This is a genomic window from Flavobacterium sp. Leaf359 (assembly GCF_001423985.1).
In the GTDB taxonomy this organism is placed as follows: Bacteria; Bacteroidota; Bacteroidia; order Flavobacteriales; family Flavobacteriaceae; genus Flavobacterium; species Flavobacterium lindanitolerans.
Genome location: NZ_LMPW01000002.1, coordinates 197,802 through 218,277 on the forward strand (window position 1 = coordinate 197,802; position 20,476 = coordinate 218,277).

Annotated in this window: 22 protein-coding genes; 21 read left to right on the forward strand and 1 reads right to left on the reverse strand. The window is 36.6% G+C overall.

Features of this window, described 5'->3' with window-relative positions:
• Positions 1–43: 43 nt before the first annotated feature.
• Positions 44–1,096 carry a ferredoxin--NADP reductase gene (locus tag ASG38_RS03475; RefSeq protein WP_056067183.1) on the reverse strand — a complete coding sequence of 351 codons (1,053 nt, stop codon included), beginning with the start codon at positions 1,094–1,096 and terminating at the stop codon, positions 44–46.
• A gap of 124 nt (positions 1,097–1,220) precedes the next feature.
• On the opposite strand from ASG38_RS03475, the gene ASG38_RS03480 reads away from it, so the two are divergent.
• From ASG38_RS03480 to ASG38_RS03580, 21 genes are all read left to right on the forward strand, one after another.
• Positions 1,221–1,556 (forward strand): PadR family transcriptional regulator, encoded by a 336-nt coding sequence (locus ASG38_RS03480; protein WP_056067185.1) that lies wholly within the window; start codon positions 1,221–1,223, stop codon positions 1,554–1,556.
• A 1-nt stretch (position 1,557) separates the two neighbouring features.
• Positions 1,558–2,226 carry a hypothetical protein gene (locus ASG38_RS03485; RefSeq protein ID WP_056067187.1) on the forward strand — a complete coding sequence of 223 codons (669 nt, stop codon included), beginning with the start codon at positions 1,558–1,560 and terminating at the stop codon, positions 2,224–2,226.
• Between the two features lie 56 nt (positions 2,227–2,282).
• On the forward strand, positions 2,283–2,981 hold the full coding sequence (locus tag ASG38_RS03490) for a hypothetical protein (protein WP_056067189.1): 699 nt from the start codon (positions 2,283–2,285) through the stop codon (positions 2,979–2,981).
• Between the two features lie 55 nt (positions 2,982–3,036).
• Entirely contained in the window at positions 3,037–4,509 is a 1,473-nt protein-coding gene (locus ASG38_RS03495; protein WP_056067191.1) for a DUF5687 family protein, read from the forward strand.
• A gap of 37 nt (positions 4,510–4,546) precedes the next feature.
• Complete coding sequence (locus ASG38_RS03500; protein WP_056067193.1) at positions 4,547–5,242, forward strand: ABC transporter ATP-binding protein; 696 nt, start codon at positions 4,547–4,549, stop codon at positions 5,240–5,242.
• A 188-nt stretch (positions 5,243–5,430) separates the two neighbouring features.
• Complete coding sequence (locus ASG38_RS03505; RefSeq protein ID WP_056067195.1) at positions 5,431–8,094, forward strand: tetratricopeptide repeat protein; 2,664 nt, start codon at positions 5,431–5,433, stop codon at positions 8,092–8,094.
• A gap of 3 nt (positions 8,095–8,097) precedes the next feature.
• Positions 8,098–8,508 carry a polymer-forming cytoskeletal protein gene (locus ASG38_RS03510; protein ID WP_056067197.1) on the forward strand — a complete coding sequence of 137 codons (411 nt, stop codon included), beginning with the start codon at positions 8,098–8,100 and terminating at the stop codon, positions 8,506–8,508.
• On the forward strand, positions 8,474–8,701 hold the full coding sequence (locus tag ASG38_RS03515) for an AtpZ/AtpI family protein (RefSeq protein WP_056067199.1): 228 nt from the start codon (positions 8,474–8,476) through the stop codon (positions 8,699–8,701). Before ASG38_RS03510 ends, ASG38_RS03515 begins: the two co-directional genes overlap by 35 nt.
• 95 nt (positions 8,702–8,796) lie before the next feature.
• Positions 8,797–9,084 (forward strand): hypothetical protein, encoded by a 288-nt coding sequence (locus ASG38_RS03520; RefSeq protein ID WP_235498558.1) that lies wholly within the window; start codon positions 8,797–8,799, stop codon positions 9,082–9,084.
• 131 nt (positions 9,085–9,215) lie between these two features.
• Positions 9,216–10,364: a F0F1 ATP synthase subunit A gene (gene atpB, locus ASG38_RS03525; protein ID WP_369814293.1), complete on the forward strand. Its 1,149-nt coding sequence runs from the start codon at positions 9,216–9,218 to the stop codon at positions 10,362–10,364.
• 40 nt (positions 10,365–10,404) lie between these two features.
• Positions 10,405–10,605: an ATP synthase F0 subunit C gene (gene atpE, locus ASG38_RS03530; protein ID WP_044401428.1), complete on the forward strand. Its 201-nt coding sequence runs from the start codon at positions 10,405–10,407 to the stop codon at positions 10,603–10,605.
• Between the two features lie 81 nt (positions 10,606–10,686).
• The gene (locus ASG38_RS03535) at positions 10,687–11,178 is read left to right on the forward strand and encodes a F0F1 ATP synthase subunit B (protein ID WP_056067204.1); all 492 of its coding nucleotides are present in this window, start codon (positions 10,687–10,689) and stop codon (positions 11,176–11,178) included.
• A gap of 1 nt (position 11,179) precedes the next feature.
• Complete coding sequence (gene atpH, locus ASG38_RS03540; protein WP_056067205.1) at positions 11,180–11,713, forward strand: ATP synthase F1 subunit delta; 534 nt, start codon at positions 11,180–11,182, stop codon at positions 11,711–11,713.
• 37 nt (positions 11,714–11,750) lie between these two features.
• Positions 11,751–13,328, forward strand: coding sequence for a F0F1 ATP synthase subunit alpha (atpA, locus tag ASG38_RS03545; RefSeq protein WP_056067208.1), 1,578 nt, complete (start codon positions 11,751–11,753; stop codon positions 13,326–13,328).
• A 99-nt stretch (positions 13,329–13,427) separates the two neighbouring features.
• Positions 13,428–14,285: an ATP synthase F1 subunit gamma gene (gene atpG, locus ASG38_RS03550; protein ID WP_056067210.1), complete on the forward strand. Its 858-nt coding sequence runs from the start codon at positions 13,428–13,430 to the stop codon at positions 14,283–14,285.
• A 78-nt stretch (positions 14,286–14,363) separates the two neighbouring features.
• Positions 14,364–15,176 (forward strand): T9SS type A sorting domain-containing protein, encoded by an 813-nt coding sequence (locus ASG38_RS03555; protein WP_056067212.1) that lies wholly within the window; start codon positions 14,364–14,366, stop codon positions 15,174–15,176.
• A 144-nt stretch (positions 15,177–15,320) separates the two neighbouring features.
• Positions 15,321–16,784 (forward strand): lipopolysaccharide biosynthesis protein, encoded by a 1,464-nt coding sequence (locus ASG38_RS03560; RefSeq protein WP_056067407.1) that lies wholly within the window; start codon positions 15,321–15,323, stop codon positions 16,782–16,784.
• Positions 16,785–16,811: 27 nt separating this feature from the next.
• On the forward strand, positions 16,812–17,246 hold the full coding sequence (gene dut / locus ASG38_RS03565; RefSeq protein WP_056067214.1) for a dUTP diphosphatase: 435 nt from the start codon (positions 16,812–16,814) through the stop codon (positions 17,244–17,246).
• Between the two features lie 52 nt (positions 17,247–17,298).
• Positions 17,299–18,309 carry a sugar phosphate nucleotidyltransferase gene (locus ASG38_RS03570; protein WP_056067216.1) on the forward strand — a complete coding sequence of 337 codons (1,011 nt, stop codon included), beginning with the start codon at positions 17,299–17,301 and terminating at the stop codon, positions 18,307–18,309.
• Positions 18,310–18,328: 19 nt separating this feature from the next.
• Complete coding sequence (locus tag ASG38_RS03575) at positions 18,329–19,681, forward strand: lipopolysaccharide assembly protein LapB (protein ID WP_056067218.1); 1,353 nt, start codon at positions 18,329–18,331, stop codon at positions 19,679–19,681.
• Positions 19,681–20,454 carry a DUF4292 domain-containing protein gene (locus ASG38_RS03580; RefSeq protein WP_056067219.1) on the forward strand — a complete coding sequence of 258 codons (774 nt, stop codon included), beginning with the start codon at positions 19,681–19,683 and terminating at the stop codon, positions 20,452–20,454. Before ASG38_RS03575 ends, ASG38_RS03580 begins: the two co-directional genes overlap by 1 nt.
• The last annotated feature ends 22 nt before the right edge of the window (positions 20,455–20,476 follow it).

Genomic DNA, 20,476 nt, shown 5'->3' on the forward strand with positions numbered 1-20,476 from the left:
AAAAAAGAGGCCGAAGCCTCTTAGTTGTTTTTATATGTGATGATTAAACATCGTCAAAATCAATATAAATTTCTGCAGAAGTTGGATGTGCCTGGCAGGTTAATGTTAATCCTTCCGCAATTTCTCTGTCGGTCAGGATTGAATTCTTTTTCATTTCTGCACTTCCGGAAACAATTCTTGCAATACAACTGCTGCAAATACCTCCCTGACAAGAATACGGAGCGTCGATTCCTTGTTTTAGTGCAGCATCAAGTAGCGTCATCTTTTGTGACATATCAAAAGTAGTCTCTTCATCATCAACTAAAACTGTAACCTTAGTATGGCCTTCTAATGATTCAGAAATTTTATTTTCTTTAGTAGAAGCTGAAAACAATTCAAATTTGATGTCCTTTTCTTTGATATTGTTTTCTTTCAGGACATTGTTTACGGTATTAATCATCTCTTCCGGACCACACAAATAAAATTTGTCGAACTCAACGGAAGCATGTTTGTTTTTCAGTATAAAATTTACAGCAGATTTCTCAATTCTGCCAAACAATGCATTTTCTGCTTTGGCCTGACTGAATACATAGTACACAAAGAATCTTCCGGTGTATTGAAGCTGAAGATTATGCAACTCTTCGTGAAAAATGGTTTCTTCAGGAGATTTATTCCCATAAACCAATACAAAAGTGCTTTGTGGTTCTTTTTCTAAAACACTTTTTAAAATAGACATTACTGGAGTTATACCACTTCCGGCAACAAAGGCAGCATAATTTTTAATCCTGTTGGCATCCGGTTCAAAAATAAATTTTCCCTCCGGAGAACCTACTTCAATCGTATCTCCTGCTTTTAGCTGTTTGTTTGAAAACTGGGAAAATACGCCATTGGAAACGGCCTTAATTGCAATGCGTAGTTCGCCGCTGTCTGGAGATGAACAGATAGAATAGGCTCGGCGGATTTCATTTCCATCTAATGTCAGCTTCAGGTTTATATATTGGCCAGCTATGAAATTATAGTTGGGTTTTAGTTCTGAAGGAACATTGAAAAGTACAGAAACAGCATCTTTTGTTTCTCTTCTGACTTCTTTTATCGTTAGTTTATAAAATGTAGACATTCTGTATATTTTATGCAAAAATAAGCATTCCCAAAGCTTTTTTAAATAAGAAAAGCTTAAAAAATAATACCTAACTATTTTATGCATAAGAAATTTATGTATATTTGAGAACTAATTTTGAAAAATGAAAAACTCCCAATTGTATAAAGGAAGCCTTACTACCATAATAATGAAGTTATTAGGTGAAAACGGACGCATGTATGGTTATGAAATCACACAGAAAGTGAAAGAAATAACCAAAGGCGAACTGAACATCACAGAAGGAGCGCTTTATCCGGCATTGCATAAACTCGAAGCCGAAGGCCTTTTGGATGTTGAAATTGAAAAAGTAGACAATCGTCTCCGGAAATATTATAAGCTGACAGAAAACGGACAGACCGAAACCGTAAACCGCCTGGCCGAATTGGAAGAATTTATAAAAAACATGCAAAGCATCGTTAACCCTAAATTGAGTTATTAAAATGAAACTGGATAAAAATCAGATACATATAATTGAAACGGTTTTAGACAAACTAGGTGTGGTTTATGTTGATTATAAATATGAAATCCTGGACCATATTGCTACGGAAGTAGAAGAAAAAATGATAATCCATACTATAACTTTTGAAGAAGCTTTCCCGGAAGTATTAAAAAAATGGCAGTCCAAATTCAAGAAATCATCCAGTGTATTGTTTGGTTATTTCTGGGAAATGCCAGAGATTTTGCTCAATAAATGCATTAAAATGTATAGAAAAAAATTGCTTTTGGTATTTACGGGTGCTATGGTCTTAACTTCCGGATTCCTGTTATTTTCTTCTTTTTTGAGAAATCACCTGGCCAATTTCTTTAGCATTGCGACAATTTTGTATAGTGTTGCTTTTTTACTGTCGGCTATAGGATATGTCAAAATCCGATTATCAAAAAGAAAAACATCGTATGGCTTTTTATATAAGCAGCAATTTATGGCCAGCGTATTATTGACTTTCCAACAACTCTATTTTATGAACAGTGGTTTTGAAAGAAATAATTTTTCACCACTTTTCAGCTATTTTATAATTTTTGTTTTTTCAATATATTTTCTTTTGTCAGTTTATAGCTTTATCTTCTACAAAGCACATTTTCAGGAGTTAAAAAGAATGCAATATTCTTAATCACCTCCAAAACGCTACCACATTAAAATAAAACAGAAGTATAAATCCCTGTTTCTATGAAATTAAACAAACAGCAAACAAATCAACTATACCTTTTCACACGCCAGCATTTTGTAGAATGGTATGACCTGCAATCAGAATTGGTAGACCATTTGGCAAATTCCATTGAGGACAGGTGGAAAGAAAATCCAAAACTGACCTTTGAGGAAGCGCTGGATCTGGAATTCAAAAAATTCGGGATTTTTGGATTTATGGATGTTGTGGATGAACGCCGCCGGTTTTTATCAAAAAAATACGGCAGGATTATCTGGAAGCATTATAAAGAATTTTTTAGGCTGCCTAAAATTATCCTGACCGTTTCATCGATGTATTTTTTATATTTTCTTTCAGAAAAACTGCAGGACACCCAATACCTTTACCTCAGTATTTTAGCCATTATTGGTATCGCATTCACTATAGAAAGCCGCAAAATTCATAAGGCCCAAAAGCAGAAAGAAAAGGAAACAGGAAAAAAATGGTTTTTTGAGCAAATGGTTGATGCTTTTGATGTCTACCCGATTACACTTTTGCCTATGCAACTGATTAATTTATCAGTAACAATTGGTGAAGATGGATGGCATAGGGGAATAGCCATTTTTGGTGCTATACTACTGGTATTGTTTGCCTTATTACAATATGTACACTGGAAAATCGTGTATCCAAAAATCGTACAGGAAATGGGAAGTGTCTATCCGGAGTATGAAATGTCAAAATAAGCTGTAACGTTTGTACTGATTGCACTACTAATTCTTAAAAACCCAACCATAAACTATGTTTAAAAAATTTCTTATGCTGGAATGGAAGGCTTTTTTCCGTTCCGCTTCATTCAGAACCAATCTTGCCTTAAAAATATTAATGATTTTTGGGGCCATTTATTTCACGCTGATTTTTCTTTTTATGGGGATTGGCGCGTTTTATCTTATCAAAGAAGAATTACACCTTGACCCTTTGGTGACCGTCAATCAATTTTTGATTTATTATTTTCTTTTTGATTTGATAATGAGACTTTTTCTGCAGAAAATTCCGGTCATGAATATTCGGCCGTTGCTCACTCTGCCAATTAAGAAATCAACCATTGTAAATTTTGCTTTAGGCAAAACGGTACTGTCGTTTTTTAATTTCGTACACTGCTTTTTCTTCGTGCCTTTTTCAATCGTACTGATTATGGAAGGATATGACATTGTGAGCGTTATTCTTTGGCACATTGGATTGATGGCTTTGGTATATGTTAACAACTTCCTTAATATATTGCTCAACAATAAAGATTATCTTTTTTTAATCTTTATCGGACTTGTACTGGTTTTAGGAACCATGCAGTACTATGACTTGTTTGATGTAACTAATTATACTTCTGTTTTCTATCAGGGATTATTTGATACCAGGTATATTTTTCTGATACCGGTATTTTTGCTGATTGCTTTGTATGCAATTACCTTTAATTTCTTTAAAAAGAATCTGCATTTGGATACGGGACTTTCATCAAAGCATAGCGTTGCCAAAACAGAACAGTATACCTGGCTTAACCAGTTCGGAACTATTGGTACGTTTCTTAAAAATGACATACGCCTGATAAAGCGTAACAAGCGTTCCAAGACTACAATCTTTATGAGTCTCCTGTTTCTTTTTTACGGACTGCTTTTCTTTGCAAGCGGAATAGAATCCTATGACAATCCGATGATGCACATGTTTGCCGGAATTTTTGTAACAGGTGGTTTTTTATTCACTTTCGGTCAATTCGTACCAAGTTGGGATAGTGCTTATTATCCGTTGATGATGACGCAAAATATTCCTTATAAAGGATACCTTAGTTCAAAATGGTGGCTGATTGTTATTGCAACGGCGGTTTCAACGGTTGCTGCTTCTTTCTATCTTTATTTTGGACTCGAAGTATACCTGGTTATTGTTGTTGGAGCTATTTATAATATTGGTGTCAACTCTCATTTGGTATTGTTGGGCGGTGCCTATACAAAAACACCGGTTGATTTGGGTTCCAGCAAAGGTGCCTTTGGTGACAAGAAAGCATTTAATGTAAAAACCATGCTTATCTCTTTGCCAAAACTGTTATTACCTATGATTATCTATGCATTGGGGTATTACCTGATTAACCCAACAACAGGACTGGCTCTCGTTGCCCTGACAGGTATTCTTGGCTTTGCTCTAAAAAACAAAGTTTTTAACCTGATTGAGAGAGTCTACAAGACAGAAAAATACAAAACGCTGGAAGCCTACAAGCAAAAAGCATAATCAAAAGAACAAAGTCTAACGATATAAAAATCGAAAAATGATACAAGCAAAAAATCTTTCAAAAACATATAACGGAACAACCGTATTAAAAATAGACCACCTTGAAATACAACAAGGAGAAAGTTTTGGATTAGTAGGGAATAATGGAGCAGGAAAAACAACCTTTTTCAGTTTGCTTCTTGACTTGATACAGCCTACAACCGGAGAAATAGTCAATAACGGTTTTAGGGTAGACCAGAGCGAAAGCTGGAAATCACTAACGGCTTCTTTTTTAGATGAAAGCTTCCTGATTGGCTACCTGACTCCGGAAGAATATTTCTATTTTATTGGTGATTTGCGCGGACAAAATAAAGCTGATGTTGACGCCTTATTGCAGAAATATGAAGAATTTTTTAATGGGGAAATCCTGAACAGCAAAAAATACATTCGTGACTTCTCAAAAGGGAACCAGAAAAAAGTAGGGATTATTGCTACTTTAATCGGTAATCCAAAAGTTATCATACTGGATGAACCTTTTGCAAATCTTGACCCGACAACTCAGTTCAGGCTTAAAAAGATAATCAAGGAATTAGCAGACAATCCTGAAATTACGGTGCTGGTTTCAAGCCATGACCTGCTTCACACGGTTGAGGTATCCAATAGGATTGTTGCCCTGCAAAAAGGAGAAATAGTAAAAGACATACAAACATCATCTGAAACATTAGAAGAGCTAGAACGATTTTTCGCTGTCTAGTTTTAGTATAGAGGCTCCGTTTTACGGAGCCTTTTTTTACCCATAAAGTCAGGTCGTTTTAGGAGCCACAGCTATCCGGATTAGCAAAAAATCACCTATTTTTTTCCCTATATCAAAAAGAAACGTATTTTTACCAGTCATTATACTAAAATCGATTTTTAAAAGTTAAGGAATAAAACGCTTTTACATTGAAAACCAACATACTTAAATACGTCATTCTGTTTTGCCTTTTTGCCTTTTTGGTAGCTTGTTCTACCAAGAAAAATAACTTTGTGAACAGAAATATGCACGCCCTCAGCACTGAATACAATATTTTGTATAATGGCGATATTGCGCTTCAGGCCGGAATAAACGAACTGAAAGCACAATATAAGGACAATTTTTGGGAAATTCTTCCGGTAGAAAGGATGCAGCCAACCCAGGAAACGATGCTTCCGGGTGATAAAAAGAATCCCAATTTTGAACGCGCAGAAACCAAAGCCAATAAAGCCATCCAGAAACACTCCATGTATATTGAAGGTGGAGAAAAAAATCCGCAAATTGACGAAGCTCACCTTTTGCTTGGAAAGGCACGTTATTATGACCAGCGATTTGTACCGGCTTTAGAAGCTTTCAACTATATCTTATATAAATATCCGAACAGCGATAAGATTTACGAAGCAAAAATCTGGAGAGAAAAAACCAATATGCGTATGGAAAATGATGCATTGGCGGTAAAAAACCTTCGTAAGCTTTTGCAGGAAATAAAATTCAAAGACCAGATTTTTGCTGATGCGAATGCAACTCTGGCTCAGGCTTACCTTAATATTGAAGAAAAAGACAGTGCTATATCAAGACTAAAACTGGCCATCGAATATACCAGAGAAAACGAGGAAAAAGCAAGATACCATTTCATATTGGGGCAGCTTTACGATAGTGAGAAGAAGACAGACAGTGCCATGGCTGCCTACCAATCGGTAATTGATATGAGAAGAAAAGCACCTCGCCGTTATGTTATTCAGGCTCATGCCAAGCAGGCACAACATTTTGATTTCAAATCCGGTGATACGTTGGCTTTTGTAAAAAAATACAAGGATTTACTGGAAGATCGCGAAAACAGACCTTATCTGGATATAGTCAACCACCAGATGGGACTATTCTACGATAATCTCGAAAAAGATAATATCGCTAAAAAATATTACAATAAATCATTAAAGGCCAATTCTCAGGACAATTACCAAATTGCTTCCAATTACAGAAATCTGGCAGAAATTTATTTCAATGATGCCAAATATTCTGTTGCAGGTCAATACTATGACAGTACTATGGTTCGTATGGACAACAGAACCAGAGAATATAAAGCGATCAAAAAGAAAAGAGAAAATCTGGTTGACGTTATCAAATACGAAGCCATTGCTAAAACAAATGACAGCATACTTCATGTTGTCTCTTTATCAGACGATGGTAAAAAAAGCTTTTTTGAAGACGTAATCGCTCGATTGAAAAAAGAAGATGAAGAGAAGGCCAAAAAAGCTTTAGTGGTAAATAATGGACAACCGGGAACAGCTGTTTTAATGAAAGACTCTGAAGGAAATGATGAAGAAGCCATGAAGCGTTCCGCAAAATTTGGCAGTAAAAGCAGAGAGGCAGCAGTCCTGGCAGATGAAATGAACATGGCACCTCCGGGAGTAGGAAGTTCAATTGCGTCGTCTAACTTCTATTACTATAATCCAAGTACTGTTGCTTATGGAAAAAATGAATTCCGTAAAACATGGGGCAATAGAGCATTAAAAGACAACTGGAGACTATCTCAAGGAAAAACCAAGATTGGATTTGGCGATGATGTTACTGATGACAGCGTAGCCTCAAATGAAGAAGGCGACACTAAAAAGGAAGACAAAATTGATGTGAGATATACGGTAGATTATTATCTGAAGCAATTGCCTACAGACCAGAAAGTAATCGACAGTCTTGCTAAAGAAAGAAACTTTGCATACTATCAATTGGGTCTTATTTATAAGGACAAATTCAAGAGATACGAGCTAGCGACAGGTAGGCTCGAAAAATTATTGCAAAATGACCCGGAAGAAAGATTGATTTTACCATCAATGTACAATCTTTTCAAAATTTATGAAGTAACAGACAAGCAGAAGGCAGAAGCAATGAGACAGAGAATCCTGTCACAATATCCGGAATCCCGCTATGCCACTATTTTACAAACATCTGCTTCAGATTTGACAAAAGCCAATGACACACCCGATGCTGCTTATAACAAATTGTTCAAACTTTACGAAGCGGGCCAATATCAGGCAGTCATGAAAGAAAGTGAAGCGCTTATTGAGCTGTATGCAGGAGAAGATATCATACCAAAAATAGAATTGCTTAAAGCCAACACAACCGGAAAGCTGAAAGGGCTTGAAGAATACAAAGGCGCATTAAACTATGTAGCTTTGAATTACCCAAACAGTAAAGAAGGAAAAGAAGCAGAAAGTCTTTTGGCAACTAATATTCCGCAAATGGAAGCCATAGCTTTTGACAAAGAAATTCCGATAAGCTGGAAAATACTATATAAGGTAGGACCAAATCCGGATGAGAAAAACACGAAAGTACTTCAGGATAAAATAAAGAAGTTTGTTTCGGAAAGAACAGTAGACAAACTGTCCATGTCTTTTGACGTCTATACCGCAAATGAAAGTTTTGTTACAATTCACGGAATCAAGACAGAAGAGAATGCAAAAGACATTGCCTCAATCCTAAAAGATTACAAAGACTATAAGATTCCTGACAACCCAATAATCATATCCAATGAAAATTATAAAGTTGTTCAGATAAAGAAAAATCTTGCCGATTACCTAACAATCAAAAAACCGTAAAAGATGTTTGATAAGAATCCCAAATCCTACACAGACCTTTTAGGAAAAACCAACAGGATTGTTGAAGGAACCATAATAAAAGGAGACATCATTTCCCAGGCCGATTTCCGTCTTGACGGTGAGCTCATAGGAAATTTCCAGTCAAAAGGAAAAATTGTCATTGGCCCGGCAGGAAAAGTAATTGGCGACATTATTTGCAGAAATGCCGACATAGAAGGAAAATTTGACGGCAAGATTGAAGTCATGGAAATCCTGAACGTAAAAGCCAAAGCAAAAATCTACGGAGAAGTTATCGTAGGAAAGCTGTCTGTTGAACCAGGAGCAGAATTTAGTGCTTCCTGTACGATGAAGGCCAATGTGAAAAACTTAAATCCGGGTGATGGAAAACAACGACCAGAAGAAAAAATCGCTTAGCAAATGGGCAGCATTGATGAATATTCCCTTCCAGATGGGAATTATCATTTTTGCTTTCACCTATCTGGGCATGTGGCTTGACGAAAAATATTCAAATAACTCTTCAACCTGGACAATTGTTCTGTCGCTTTTGTCTGTTTTTATAGCACTATATAATGTAATCCGGCAGGTAAAAAATCTAAACAAAAAATAATGCACAGGCTCTTCGCTTTTTTAAAGTATTTTATTCCCTTTTCAGTAATCCTTTTTATTGCGCAATATTTTATCACGGAAAAACTATTTCCGGATATGGCATTTTTTTATCAGGTATGGAGCATCTACACTTTCCATATCGCAGCAACCCTGCTAATCTATCTTTTTCTTCTTTTTGTAAACAAAAATTTTTTTGATAAGACCGGTTTTGCATTCCTTGCAGGGAGTGTTATCAAGATGATGGCGGCTGTAGTTTTTCTTATCCCATTAATAAAGGCTGACGTAAATGACCCGATAATCGATGTCACTGCCTTTTTTATCCCATATTTCCTATTCCTTTTTTTTGAAACTTTTTTTGCAATTCGTTTAATAAACAATCGCTAATTCCTTTGAATATTAAAGAATTATTATTCAAAAGCCAAATAACTAAAAATTATATTGATATATTTTCAAGTATGAATTAAATATGTACCTTTGCAAAAATTTTTGAAACGTAAAATTAGATACACAATTTAATAATGGTAATTTCAAATAAACCACTCCAATTCATTCTGGCTGCTTTTTTAGCGTGTATTCCCTTAGCAAGCTTCGGCAGTACAACGGTTGACAGTATTTATGTTAAAACGGAAGCGGCAAATCCGGTACACGGAAGCCACAAAGAATTAAATGCCCATGAGGAGAAAGAGTTTAATGCAAGTGAGTTGATTAACTCACACATTGGAGATTCGCACGATTTCCACATTGCAGATTGGAATGGCCATCCAATTTCGTTCAGCCTTCCTGTTATTTTATGGACAAACAACGGACTGACGATTTTTTCTTCAAAAGAATTTCACCACGATAATACAGGACATCACGTAGTATCTGCAAACGGACAGGAATTCGTTCGTTATAATGAAGTGATTTTTTACGCAGATAAATTTGAAAAACTGACAGAAGAAGACAAAGGTGCTTTTAATTTTGAAGCAAGACCTTTGGATTTCTCAATCACTAAAAACGTTTTCTCGATGCTAATGTCGGCGATCGTACTTTTCTTGTTGTTCTCTGCTGTAGCACGTTCTTACAAGAAAAACAACATGGCGCCTAAAGGACTGGCAGGTTTCCTGGAACCACTGGTTACTTTCGTGAGAGACGACATTGCTATTCCAAATATCGGGCACAAAAAATATGCGAAATACATGCCATATCTTTTAACGATATTCTTCTTTATCTGGATTAACAACCTTATCGGTTTGATTCCATTCTTCCCATTCAGCTCAAACCTGACAGGAAACATATTCTTTACTTTCGTAATGGCATTGATTACTTTTATAGTAACTACGCTAAGCGGAAACAAATATTACTGGAAACACATTTTGCTTCCTCCGGTTCCAAAAGCATTATACCCAATCATGGTTCCTATTGAAATCATTGGTATGCTTACAAAACCTTTCGCCTTGATGATTCGTTTATTTGCGAACATTACTGCGGGTCACATTATCATTTTAAGTTTGGTTTCATTGATATTCATCTTTAAAACAGTTGCGATTTCTCCGGTTTCCGGTGCATTCGTATTGTTCATGAGTGTCCTTGAAATGTTGGTTGCTGCATTGCAGGCTTATGTTTTCACATTGTTGTCGGCATTGTTTATCGGTCAGGCTGTTGAAGAGCACGACCACCATTAATTTGAGTTTTATTAATTATTAACTATATAAATTTATTACTATGGTATTAGCTGGAATCGGTGCTGGATTAGCTGCAATTGGTGCAGGTATTGGTATTGGAAAAATTGGTGGATCTGCAATGGATGCTATTGCTCGTCAGCCAGAAGCTACTTCAAAAATTCAAACTGCTATGATTATCGCAGCTGCACTTATCGAAGGTGTTGCTCTTTTCGCAGTAGTTGTTGCATTAATTGCAAAGTAATTTAAAGTAAACAAAACTTCCTGAAACGGTTGGTTTCAGGAAGTTTTTTAAAAACGACAAACAAATTAAATATATAAGTTTATGAATTTTACTGCACCAGAGAGTTTAGTTTTTTGGACAACAATTATCTTCATAGTTTTCTTTATTCTTTTAAGAAAATTCGCTTGGAAGCCTATTTTAGGAGCTGTAAAAGGACGTGAGGAATCAATCAACAACGCATTGGCATCTGCTGAAGCAGCGCGTAAGGAAATGCAAAACCTTACTGCAGACAATGAGCGTATCTTACACGAAGCTCGTATGGAGCGTGATGCTTTATTGAAAGAAGCTCGTGAAATGAGAGACAAAATGATTGCAGATTCTAAACACGAAGCACAAATTCAGGGAGAAAGAATGATTGAGCAGGCAAAAACTGCTATCGAAGCGGAGAAGAATGCAGCTATGGCTGAATTGAAATCTCAGGTTTCATCATTGTCTCTTGAAATTGCTGAAAAATTATTGAAAGACGAATTGTCTAACAAAGAAGCTCAAACCAAATTGGTTGAGAAAATGTTAGGTGACGTAAAATTGAACTAATATGTCAGGAACTAGAGCAGCAATCCGATACGCAAAAGCAATTTTAGATTCGGCGCTAACCAATGGTGCAGCGCAGGATGTCTATAATGATATGGCTTCAATTGCATCAACAATAGAAGGTAATGAAGAGCTTAATACCTTCATCCTTAATCCTACTATTGGAGTTGGTGTTAAAGAAGCTGCCCTGACAGAAGTTTTCGCAAATGTAAACGGAGTGACTAAAAGTCTTTTCCACTTGCTATTCGAAAACAAAAGATTTGAAATTCTTGCTGATGTTGCGTCACAGTACAAAATTCAGTTTGATGAAATGAACGGACTTGAAGTGGCTAAAGTAACTACAGCCATTCCAATGGATTCAGCTTTGGAAGCAAAAGTTTCTGAGAAAATCAAAGAATTTTCAGACAAGAAAATTACAATTCAAAATATAGTAGATCCATCTATCATTGGAGGATTTATTTTAAGAATAGGCGATAAGCAATACAATGCTTCAATTGCCAACAGATTACAAGTTTTAAAAAGAGAGTTTAGTAATTAGTTTTACCACACGAAAAGTGTATAAATTATAAAACAAAATGGCGGAAATCAAACCTGCTGAAATTTCAGCAATATTAAAAAAGCAATTATCAGGTTTTGAATCTGGTGCTACGCTGGAAGAAGTTGGAACAGTACTTCAAGTTGGAGATGGTATTGCTCGTGTGTACGGGCTTTCAAATGTTCAATACGGTGAGCTTGTAGAATTTGATAACGGTATGGAAGGTATCGTTTTGAACTTGGAAGAAGATAATGTAGGTGTCGTTCTTTTAGGACCATCAACAGGAATCAAAGAAGGTTCTACAGCAAAAAGAACACAACGTATTGCTTCGCTTAAAGTAGGTGAAGAAATGGTAGGACGTGTAGTAAATACTCTAGGTCAGCCAATCGATGGTAAAGGACCTATTGGCGGAACACTATATGAAATGCCATTGGAAAGAAAAGCTCCTGGAGTTATCTTCCGTCAGCCTGTAACTGAACCATTACAAACAGGTGTTAAAGCTATCGATGCGATGATTCCGGTTGGACGTGGACAAAGAGAGCTTGTAATTGGTGACCGTCAGACTGGTAAATCTACCGTTTGTATCGATACCATCCTGAACCAAAAAGAATTTTATGATGCAGGTCAGCCTGTATTCTGTATATATGTTGCAATCGGACAAAAAGCTTCGACTGTAGCAGGAATTGCAAAAACATTAGAAGAAAAAGGAGCAATGGCTTATACAATCATTGTTGCTGCTAACGCTTCTGACCCGGCTCCGATGCAGGTTTATGCTCCTTTCGCAGGTGCAGCTATTGGTGAGTACTTCAGAGATTCTGGACGTCCGGCATTGATTGTTTATGATGATTTGTCTAAGCAGGCAGTAGCTTACCGTGAGGTTTCTCTTCTTTTGAGAAGACCACCAGGACGTGAGGCTTACCCTGGAGACGTTTTCTACCTTCACTCAAGATTGTTAGAAAGAGCTTGTAAGGTTATCAATAATGATGACATCGCTAAAAACATGAACGATTTGCCAGATTCATTGAAGCCAATCGTAAAAGGTGGTGGTTCATTGACAGCTTTGCCAATCATTGAAACACAAGCGGGTGACGTTTCTGCCTATATTCCAACAAACGTAATTTCGATTACAGACGGGCAAATTTTCCTGGAGTCTGATTTGTTCAACTCTGGAGTTCGTCCTGCGATTAACGTAGGTATTTCTGTATCTCGTGTTGGAGGTAACGCACAAATCAAATCGATGAAAAAAGTAGCTGGTACCTTGAAGCTGGATCAGGCACAATTCCGTGAATTGGAAGCGTTCGCTAAATTCGGTTCAGATTTGGATGCCGTTACATTAAACGTAATTGAAAAAGGTAAGAGAAACGTTGAAATCCTAAAACAAGGTTTGAACGATCCTTATACTGTTGAAGATCAGGTTGCTATTATCTATGCGGGTTCTAAAAACTTATTGAGAAACGTTCCTGTTGATAAAGTAAAAGAATTCGAGAAAGACTTCCTGGAATTCATGAACAACAAACATAGAGATACTCTTGATGCTTTGAAAGCTGGAAAACTTGATGACAAGATTACTGACGTTATTGAGAACGTAGCTAAAGAAGTATCAGCGAAATATAACTAAAATTAGTCAAATGTCTTAAAGACAAAAGTCGAAAGCCAGATAGGTGGTGTTTCAATAAACTTTTGTCTTTATGACTTGGGACTTTTAGACTAATAAAAAATGGCAAACTTAAAGGAAATCCGTAATAGAATTACTTCCGTTTCATCAACGATGCAGATTACATCGGCGATGAAAATGGTTTCTGCTGCAAAGCTTAAGAAAGCGCAAGACGCCATTACGGCAATGCGTCCTTATGCTGAAAAATTAACTGAATTGCTACAAAATGTTAGCGCTTCACTTGATGGGGAAAGCGGCGGAAAATATTCTGACCAAAGACCTGTAAATAAAGTTCTTATTGTTGTGATTACATCAAACAGAGGTTTGTGTGGTGCATTCAATTCTAACGTTGTAAAAGAAACTAAAAACCTTTTGCAAAACTATGCAGGAAAGCAGGTTGATTTTGTTACTATCGGTAAAAAAGGCAACGACATTGTCAGAAAGACAAATAACGTAATTATGAATAATAATGGCGTTTTCGACAATTTGACTTTCCATAATGTTGCTGAAATTGCGGAAGAATTGATGAAGCTATATGCTGAGGGAAGTTATGATAAGATTGAACTGGTATATAACCAATTCAAAAATGCTGCAACTCAGGTTATCATTACGGAGCAGTTTTTACCAATCGTTCCGGTAAAGGCAGAAAGTAAAAATCAGGTAGATTACCTTTTTGAACCATCAAAAGAACAAATCGTTGAAGAATTGATTCCACGTTCATTGAAGACACAATTGTATAAAGCAGTCAGAGATTCTTTTGCTTCAGAGCACGGAGCCCGTATGACAGCAATGCACAAAGCGACTGACAATGCAACGGAATTGAGAAACCAATTGAAGTTGACATACAACAAAGCACGTCAGGCTGCTATTACCAACGAAATCTTAGAAATTGTTGGAGGAGCCGAAGCTTTAAATGCATAAAAAAGATGAATTTTTAGATAAAAAGCCAGCATTTGCTGGCTTTTTTTATATATTCGTAATTGATCAAAATAATCTATTATGAAAAAAATTACTTTTTTATTAGCCCTTTTTGGGGCTGGAGCGTATGCTCAAAACTTTCCAAACCCTTATTGTGATATTACAGTTGTTGAAGATGTGGAAGAAATAACTTCAGTAAATTTTGCAGGCGCTTCTATTACAAATTCAGATGCGACGACAATACTTTTAAACCATACTTCTACAGTTGCGAATGTAACTCCTGGACAGTCTTATACGATTCAAGTACAAGGGAATTCTCATGGAGATTATGATAATGAATATATTGCTTATGTGGATTGGAATCAAAATGGGCTTTTAACTGATACAGGAGAGTACTATTATATCGGTAAGCTGACCGGTACTACGGGAAATGATGGTGCCATAGCCTCAACATCTATACAGGTTCCTTCGACAGCAGCGGTAGGTAATACACGTATCCGTGTTATTAAGGTTTGGACGGATGAATTGGAAGGTATTGTATTATATCCTACACCTTGTGCTATTGCTTTTGACTTTCCTGATTTTGAATTAGTTTTGGATTCTTATGGACAAGCATTGGACTTTACTGTAAATGTAGCGGCATTAGGTACAAACTCTTTCGATTTGAATTCTTTAGCGGTATATCCTAATCCGGCAAAAGACGTGTTAAACGTAAAATATAAATCAGACATACAAGATGTTAGGGTTTATAACCTTTTGGGACAAGAAGTTCTATCACAAAAGGCAAGTCAGTCAGATTTCCAATTGAATACCAGCAAACTTTCTGCAGGAACTTATGTAGTTAAATTATTTGCTGAAGGCGGACAACACAATTTTAAATTGGTTAAAGAATAATCACAATATCTGATTTTCTAAAAGGTCGGCAACTTATTGTTGCCGACCTTTTTGTTTGATATTTTATGTGAAACTGCTACATAAAATTGATTCTGAAATCAAAGAATTAGCTATTTTTGTTAAATAAATTTGACCAAACCTATTTTGAGCTTATACAAAAATCTTTTCAAGCAGACAGCGATTTACGGACTTGCTACAGTTGTACCAAGAATGTTTAGCTTTTTTTTGGTGCCGCTTTATACGGAACTGTTACCAAAAGCAGAATATGGTCAGGTCAATATTATCTTTGCATACCTTATTTTTTTTAATGTCATTCTGGCCTACGGAATGGAAACGGCCTTTTTCAGGTTTTATAATACCGAAGACGATAAAAAAACAGTGGTAGAAACATCAACCGTTTCTATTTTTTGGACCAGCATTCTTTTTCTGGTTCTTGCCCTTCTTTTCAGAACTTCAGTAGCAGAATTTATTGATATTGAGGTGCAGTATGTAACCTATGTCATTTGGATATTAGTGCTCGATGCCCTGGTAATTATTCCTTTTTCGAAGCTGCGGGCCAGACAGAAGCCAATGTTCTATGCCGCGGTAAAGATTGGGAATGTAGCCGTAAATTTAGGATTGAACCTGTTCTTCCTGATTTATCTTCCCAAAATTGCCCAACAGAATCCTGAAAGCTTTGTAAGCTCCTTGTATTTTGAGGATTTTCAGGTTGGCTATATTTTTGTTTCCAATATTGTCGCAAGCTTACTGACCTTGTTGGTGTTTTTGCCCAACTATATGCATGTTCGCTGGCATTTTGATTTCCAACTATGGAAAAAAATGCTGCGTTACGGTTTTCCAATCATGATTGCCGGTATTGCTTTTGCCATTAATGACCAGTTTGATAAGATATTATTAAAATACCTGCTTCCGCCAGATATTGCCGAAGCAGAAGTAGGTATTTATTCCGCTTGTTATAAGTTAGGGCTCTTTATGGTACTGTTTCGTACGGCATATACTTTAGGCATTGAACCGTTCTTTTTTAGCCATGCCTCCAATGAAAATGCAAAACAGACGTATGCAACAATTACAAAATACTTTGTAATATTTGGGTCTTTAATGACATTGGCAGTAATTGTTTTTGCTGATGTACTAAAGCTAGTCATGATTCGTGATTCATCATTTTGGGATGCTATGGGAGTCGTGCCGCTGATTATTTTGGCTAATTTCTTTCTTGGCATCTATACTAATCTTTCTGTCTGGTACAAACTTACCAACCAAACGCATATAGGAGCCTATATTTCCATTATTGGTGCAGTCATAACCCTGGTGTTGAATTACCTGCTCATTCCGCCGTTTAGCTACTACGGTTCGGCAATTGCAACCATTGCAGCTTATGGCAGCATGATGTTTATATCGTATGTGTGGGGCAATAAATACTATCCGATTCCGTATGATAAAAAAGCAATAGGCGGTTATCTGATAATCTCTATTCTTTTCTCATTCATTTATTTTTACAGATATCGTGAAAATTATTGGGTGGGAATCCCAATGTTGATTGCATTCATGTATTTCATATATTACAACGAAAAAGAAACTATTCTTCGCATTATTAAAAGAAAAGCCTAAGACATAATAATTTTACCCTTTTATCTGATGACAATTAAAATCATAAACAAATCACAGCATCCGTTACCAAACTATGAAACTCTGGCTTCAGCCGGAATGGACCTGAGAGCCAATCTTTCTGAACCCGTTACGCTGGGCCCGTTAGAAAGAGCTATTGTAAAAACCGGGCTTTTTATAGAATTGCCGGTAGGCTATGAAGCGCAGGTACGTCCACGTAGCGGATTAGCTGCAAAGAAAGGAATAACCGTACTCAATTCTCCGGGAACAGTCGATGCGGATTATCGTGGTGAGATTGGAGTGATTTTAGTAAATTTATCAAATGAAGCTTTTGTAATCGAAAACGGCGAAAGAATTGCTCAACTCATTATAGCCAAACATGAAAGAGCAGTCTGGCTGGAAGCAGATGAACTGTCTGAAACATCAAGAGGAGAAGGTGGATTTGGAAGTACAGGAGTAAAATAAATAAAACAAACACGGTTGGATTTCCAACTTTAAAATAAAATACGAAAACTATATGAAGATAATAGTTCCTATGGCCGGACGAGGCTCTCGCTTAAGACCACATACATTAACAGTTCCAAAACCACTAATCCCGATAGCCGGAAAGCCAATAGTGCATAGGCTTGTTGAAGATATTGCCGGTGTAATCAATCAGGATATAGAAGAAATAGCCTTTATCATCCACAGAGATTTTGGAAAGCAGGTAGAAGTTGAGTTGGTCGAAATAGCAGAAAAATTGGGGGCCAAAGGCACAATTTATTATCAGGAACAGCCATTAGGAACAGCTCATGCCATTATGAGTGCAAAAGAATCAATGACAGGGCCTATAGTAGTGGCATATGCCGATACGCTTTTTCGTGCTGATTTTACCCTGGACACAGAGGCAGATAGTGTTATTTGGGTAAAACAAGTTGACGACCCGAGTGCTTTTGGTGTTGTGCAGTTAAACGGGCAGAACCAAATTGTTGATTTTGTAGAAAAACCAAAAGATTTTGTCTCTGACCTGGCAATTATAGGTATCTATTATTTCAAATCCGGAGAAACTTTAAGAAATGAATTGCAATATTTATTGGATAATAATGTTGTAAAAGGAGGAGAATATCAACTGACGGATGGTTTGGAGAATATGAAAGAAAAAGGATTGAAGTTTGTTCCGGGAAAAGTTGACGAATGGATGGATTGCGGTAACAAAAATGTTACTGTGGAGACCAATACAAGAATGTTAGGCTTCCTGCATAATGATGGCGAACATTTGGTAGACTATGATGTTAAGACAGAAAATTCGACAATCATTCCACCATGCTATATTGGTAAAGACGTAATCCTGATTAACGCAATAGTTGGTCCAAATGTATCTTTAGGCAAAGGATGTCACGTCATCAACAGTACCATAAAAAACAGTTTAATTCAAACGCATTCTCATATAAAAAATGCAAGTTTGGATAATGCAATGATTGGAAACCACGCCAGCTTTGACGGAAATTTCACAAGCATAAGCATAGGCGATTATTCGGTTTTGGAATAAAATTTGATAAAAAACCAATATGAAAATTAAAAGTTATCTCTTACCACTTCTTTTCTTCGGAATGTTATGCGTTCCGGCCAAAACTTTTGCCCAGGCTGAGCCGGACGATATAGCATTGGCAGAAGATGGTTTTCAGGATAGTTTTTATGAATCACTAAAGCAGAAAGGCATTGAAAATTATGACAAAGCCATTACCGCTTTGGAAAAATGCCTTAAGCTACAACCTCAAAATGCGGTCGTCTATTATGAATTGGGTAAAAATTACCTGAGCCTGAAAGATTATAAAAAAGCATACGAGTCGTTTTCACAGGCTTCCCTCATAGACCCTAAAAATAAATGGTTCTATGTTGGAATGTATGATGTGTGCTACCAGACAAAAGATTATACACAGGCTATAGTTGTTGTCAATAAATTAATTGGGCTTGACATAAAATATAAAGAGGACCTGACCTCGCTTTACATGTATACAGACCAATATGACAAGGCCTTGGCACTCATAAAAGATTTGGATGATACGGTTGGTGAAACCCCTCAGAGGAATGCCTATAAGCAGCAAATCCTGAAAGATTCAAAATACCGCATTGGAGAAAAAGACCAGCTTTTGGAAGCCATTAAAAAAAATCCAAAAGACGAGTCAAAATACATTGCCCTGATTTATCTTTATTCGGAAAGCAATCAGGAAGAAAAAGCATATGAAATTGCCAAAAAATTAGAAAAAGAAATTCCCGATTCAGAATTTGCCCAGGTAGGACTTTTCAAATTTCATCTTAATAATAACGATGGAGATAAGGCAGTTACGGCCATGAATAAGGTGTTGGAAAGCAAGAAGATTGATACTGAAGTAAAACGCAAAATCCTGAAAGAGTTTTTGGTTTTTGTCAAAAACAATCCGCAGTTCAATACTGATTTGGATAAGGCCGTTGGCTATTTTAGTAGTGAAGACCAGGCTCTGTTGACTAAAGAAGTAGGCAAGGTTTTTTATGCAAGAAAAAACTGGGAACGCGCCATCCACTATCTGGAAATCTATTCCAAAAATAATCCACAGGAAGTAGAGTCTAATATTTTCTTATTGCAGGCCTATACAGAAAATAAGCAGTTTGATGTGTTGGCAAAAAAAGCATCAGACCTGATTGATTTTTTCCCTATGCAACCGGATTTTTATTATTACTCGGGACTGGCAAACAACCAGATAAAAAATTATAAAAAAGCCAAAGACTTTTTGGAAATGGGTATGGACTATCTCGTTGACAACAGAGATTTGGAAATTAACTTTAATATCCAATTAGGTGAGGCTTTTAACGGACTTGGAGATGCGAAGAAGAAGGAATTTTATTTCCAGAAAGCAGACCAGTTATTAAAACAGAAAAAATAATGAAAAGATATATCTTCATAACTTTTGGAGCCCTTATGCTACTTTCATGCAATGCCAGGAAAGCAGTAATTGCAGAAGGAACAGCCAATGAAATGGTCGCCTCTTCAAAAGTAATTGAAAACCATTATAAGCTCAAGAGGAATTTTTCGACAGCCTATATCAAGGCCAGTGCAAAGTATAAAGACGACCACATGTCACAGGGTGTTTCTGCCGAAATCCGAATCAAGAAAGATGAGCAGATTTTAATCAGTGTCCGTTTTTTAGGATTTACCATGGCCAAGGCACTCATTACGCCTCAGGAGGTAAAATATTATGAAAAGATAGGAAACAAGTTTTTTGAAGGCGATTATTCTACACTGAGCAAGTGGCTCGGGACCGAATTGGATTTCCAAAAAGTGCAGAACATGCTTATTGGTGAAGCCATGGACGACCTGACAAAAGGGAAATACACGACCACAATTGACGAAAGCCTGTACAAACTGCAAGATGCCTCAAATAAGAATACCGAAAAGGCTTTTTATTTTGAAGCGGCAAATTACCTGATAAAAAAGCAGGAAGTTACCCAATCAAAAGAAGACAGGAGATTGCAGATTCTCTATCCAGGTCATAAAGAATATCCGGAAATGGTATTGCCATCACAAATTATAATTGATGCAGTCCAAAACGGTAAGAAAGTCAATATTAATATCGATTATAATTCAGTTTCATTCAACGAAAACCTTACTTTCCCGTACAGTGTTCCTGATGGCTATGAAAGAATATATATTGATTAGATTTGCACAAACATATCCAATT

Coding starts and splice junctions, on each gene's coding strand:
- ASG38_RS03475 (WP_056067183.1), bottom strand. CDS start 1,096: ATGTCTACATTTTATAAACTAACGATAAAAGAAGTCAGAAGAGAAACA.
- ASG38_RS03480 (WP_056067185.1), top strand. CDS start 1,221: ATGAAAAACTCCCAATTGTATAAAGGAAGCCTTACTACCATAATAATG.
- ASG38_RS03485 (WP_056067187.1), top strand. CDS start 1,558: ATGAAACTGGATAAAAATCAGATACATATAATTGAAACGGTTTTAGAC.
- ASG38_RS03490 (WP_056067189.1), top strand. CDS start 2,283: ATGAAATTAAACAAACAGCAAACAAATCAACTATACCTTTTCACACGC.
- ASG38_RS03495 (WP_056067191.1), top strand. CDS start 3,037: ATGTTTAAAAAATTTCTTATGCTGGAATGGAAGGCTTTTTTCCGTTCC.
- ASG38_RS03500 (WP_056067193.1), top strand. CDS start 4,547: ATGATACAAGCAAAAAATCTTTCAAAAACATATAACGGAACAACCGTA.
- ASG38_RS03510 (WP_056067197.1), top strand. CDS start 8,098: ATGTTTGATAAGAATCCCAAATCCTACACAGACCTTTTAGGAAAAACC.
- ASG38_RS03515 (WP_056067199.1), top strand. CDS start 8,474: ATGGAAAACAACGACCAGAAGAAAAAATCGCTTAGCAAATGGGCAGCA.
- ASG38_RS03520 (WP_235498558.1), top strand. CDS start 8,797: ATGGCATTTTTTTATCAGGTATGGAGCATCTACACTTTCCATATCGCA.
- atpE (WP_044401428.1), top strand. CDS start 10,405: ATGGTATTAGCTGGAATCGGTGCTGGATTAGCTGCAATTGGTGCAGGT.
- ASG38_RS03535 (WP_056067204.1), top strand. CDS start 10,687: ATGAATTTTACTGCACCAGAGAGTTTAGTTTTTTGGACAACAATTATC.
- atpH (WP_056067205.1), top strand. CDS start 11,180: ATGTCAGGAACTAGAGCAGCAATCCGATACGCAAAAGCAATTTTAGAT.
- atpA (WP_056067208.1), top strand. CDS start 11,751: ATGGCGGAAATCAAACCTGCTGAAATTTCAGCAATATTAAAAAAGCAA.
- atpG (WP_056067210.1), top strand. CDS start 13,428: ATGGCAAACTTAAAGGAAATCCGTAATAGAATTACTTCCGTTTCATCA.
- ASG38_RS03555 (WP_056067212.1), top strand. CDS start 14,364: ATGAAAAAAATTACTTTTTTATTAGCCCTTTTTGGGGCTGGAGCGTAT.
- dut (WP_056067214.1), top strand. CDS start 16,812: ATGACAATTAAAATCATAAACAAATCACAGCATCCGTTACCAAACTAT.
- ASG38_RS03570 (WP_056067216.1), top strand. CDS start 17,299: ATGAAGATAATAGTTCCTATGGCCGGACGAGGCTCTCGCTTAAGACCA.
- ASG38_RS03575 (WP_056067218.1), top strand. CDS start 18,329: ATGAAAATTAAAAGTTATCTCTTACCACTTCTTTTCTTCGGAATGTTA.
- ASG38_RS03580 (WP_056067219.1), top strand. CDS start 19,681: ATGAAAAGATATATCTTCATAACTTTTGGAGCCCTTATGCTACTTTCA.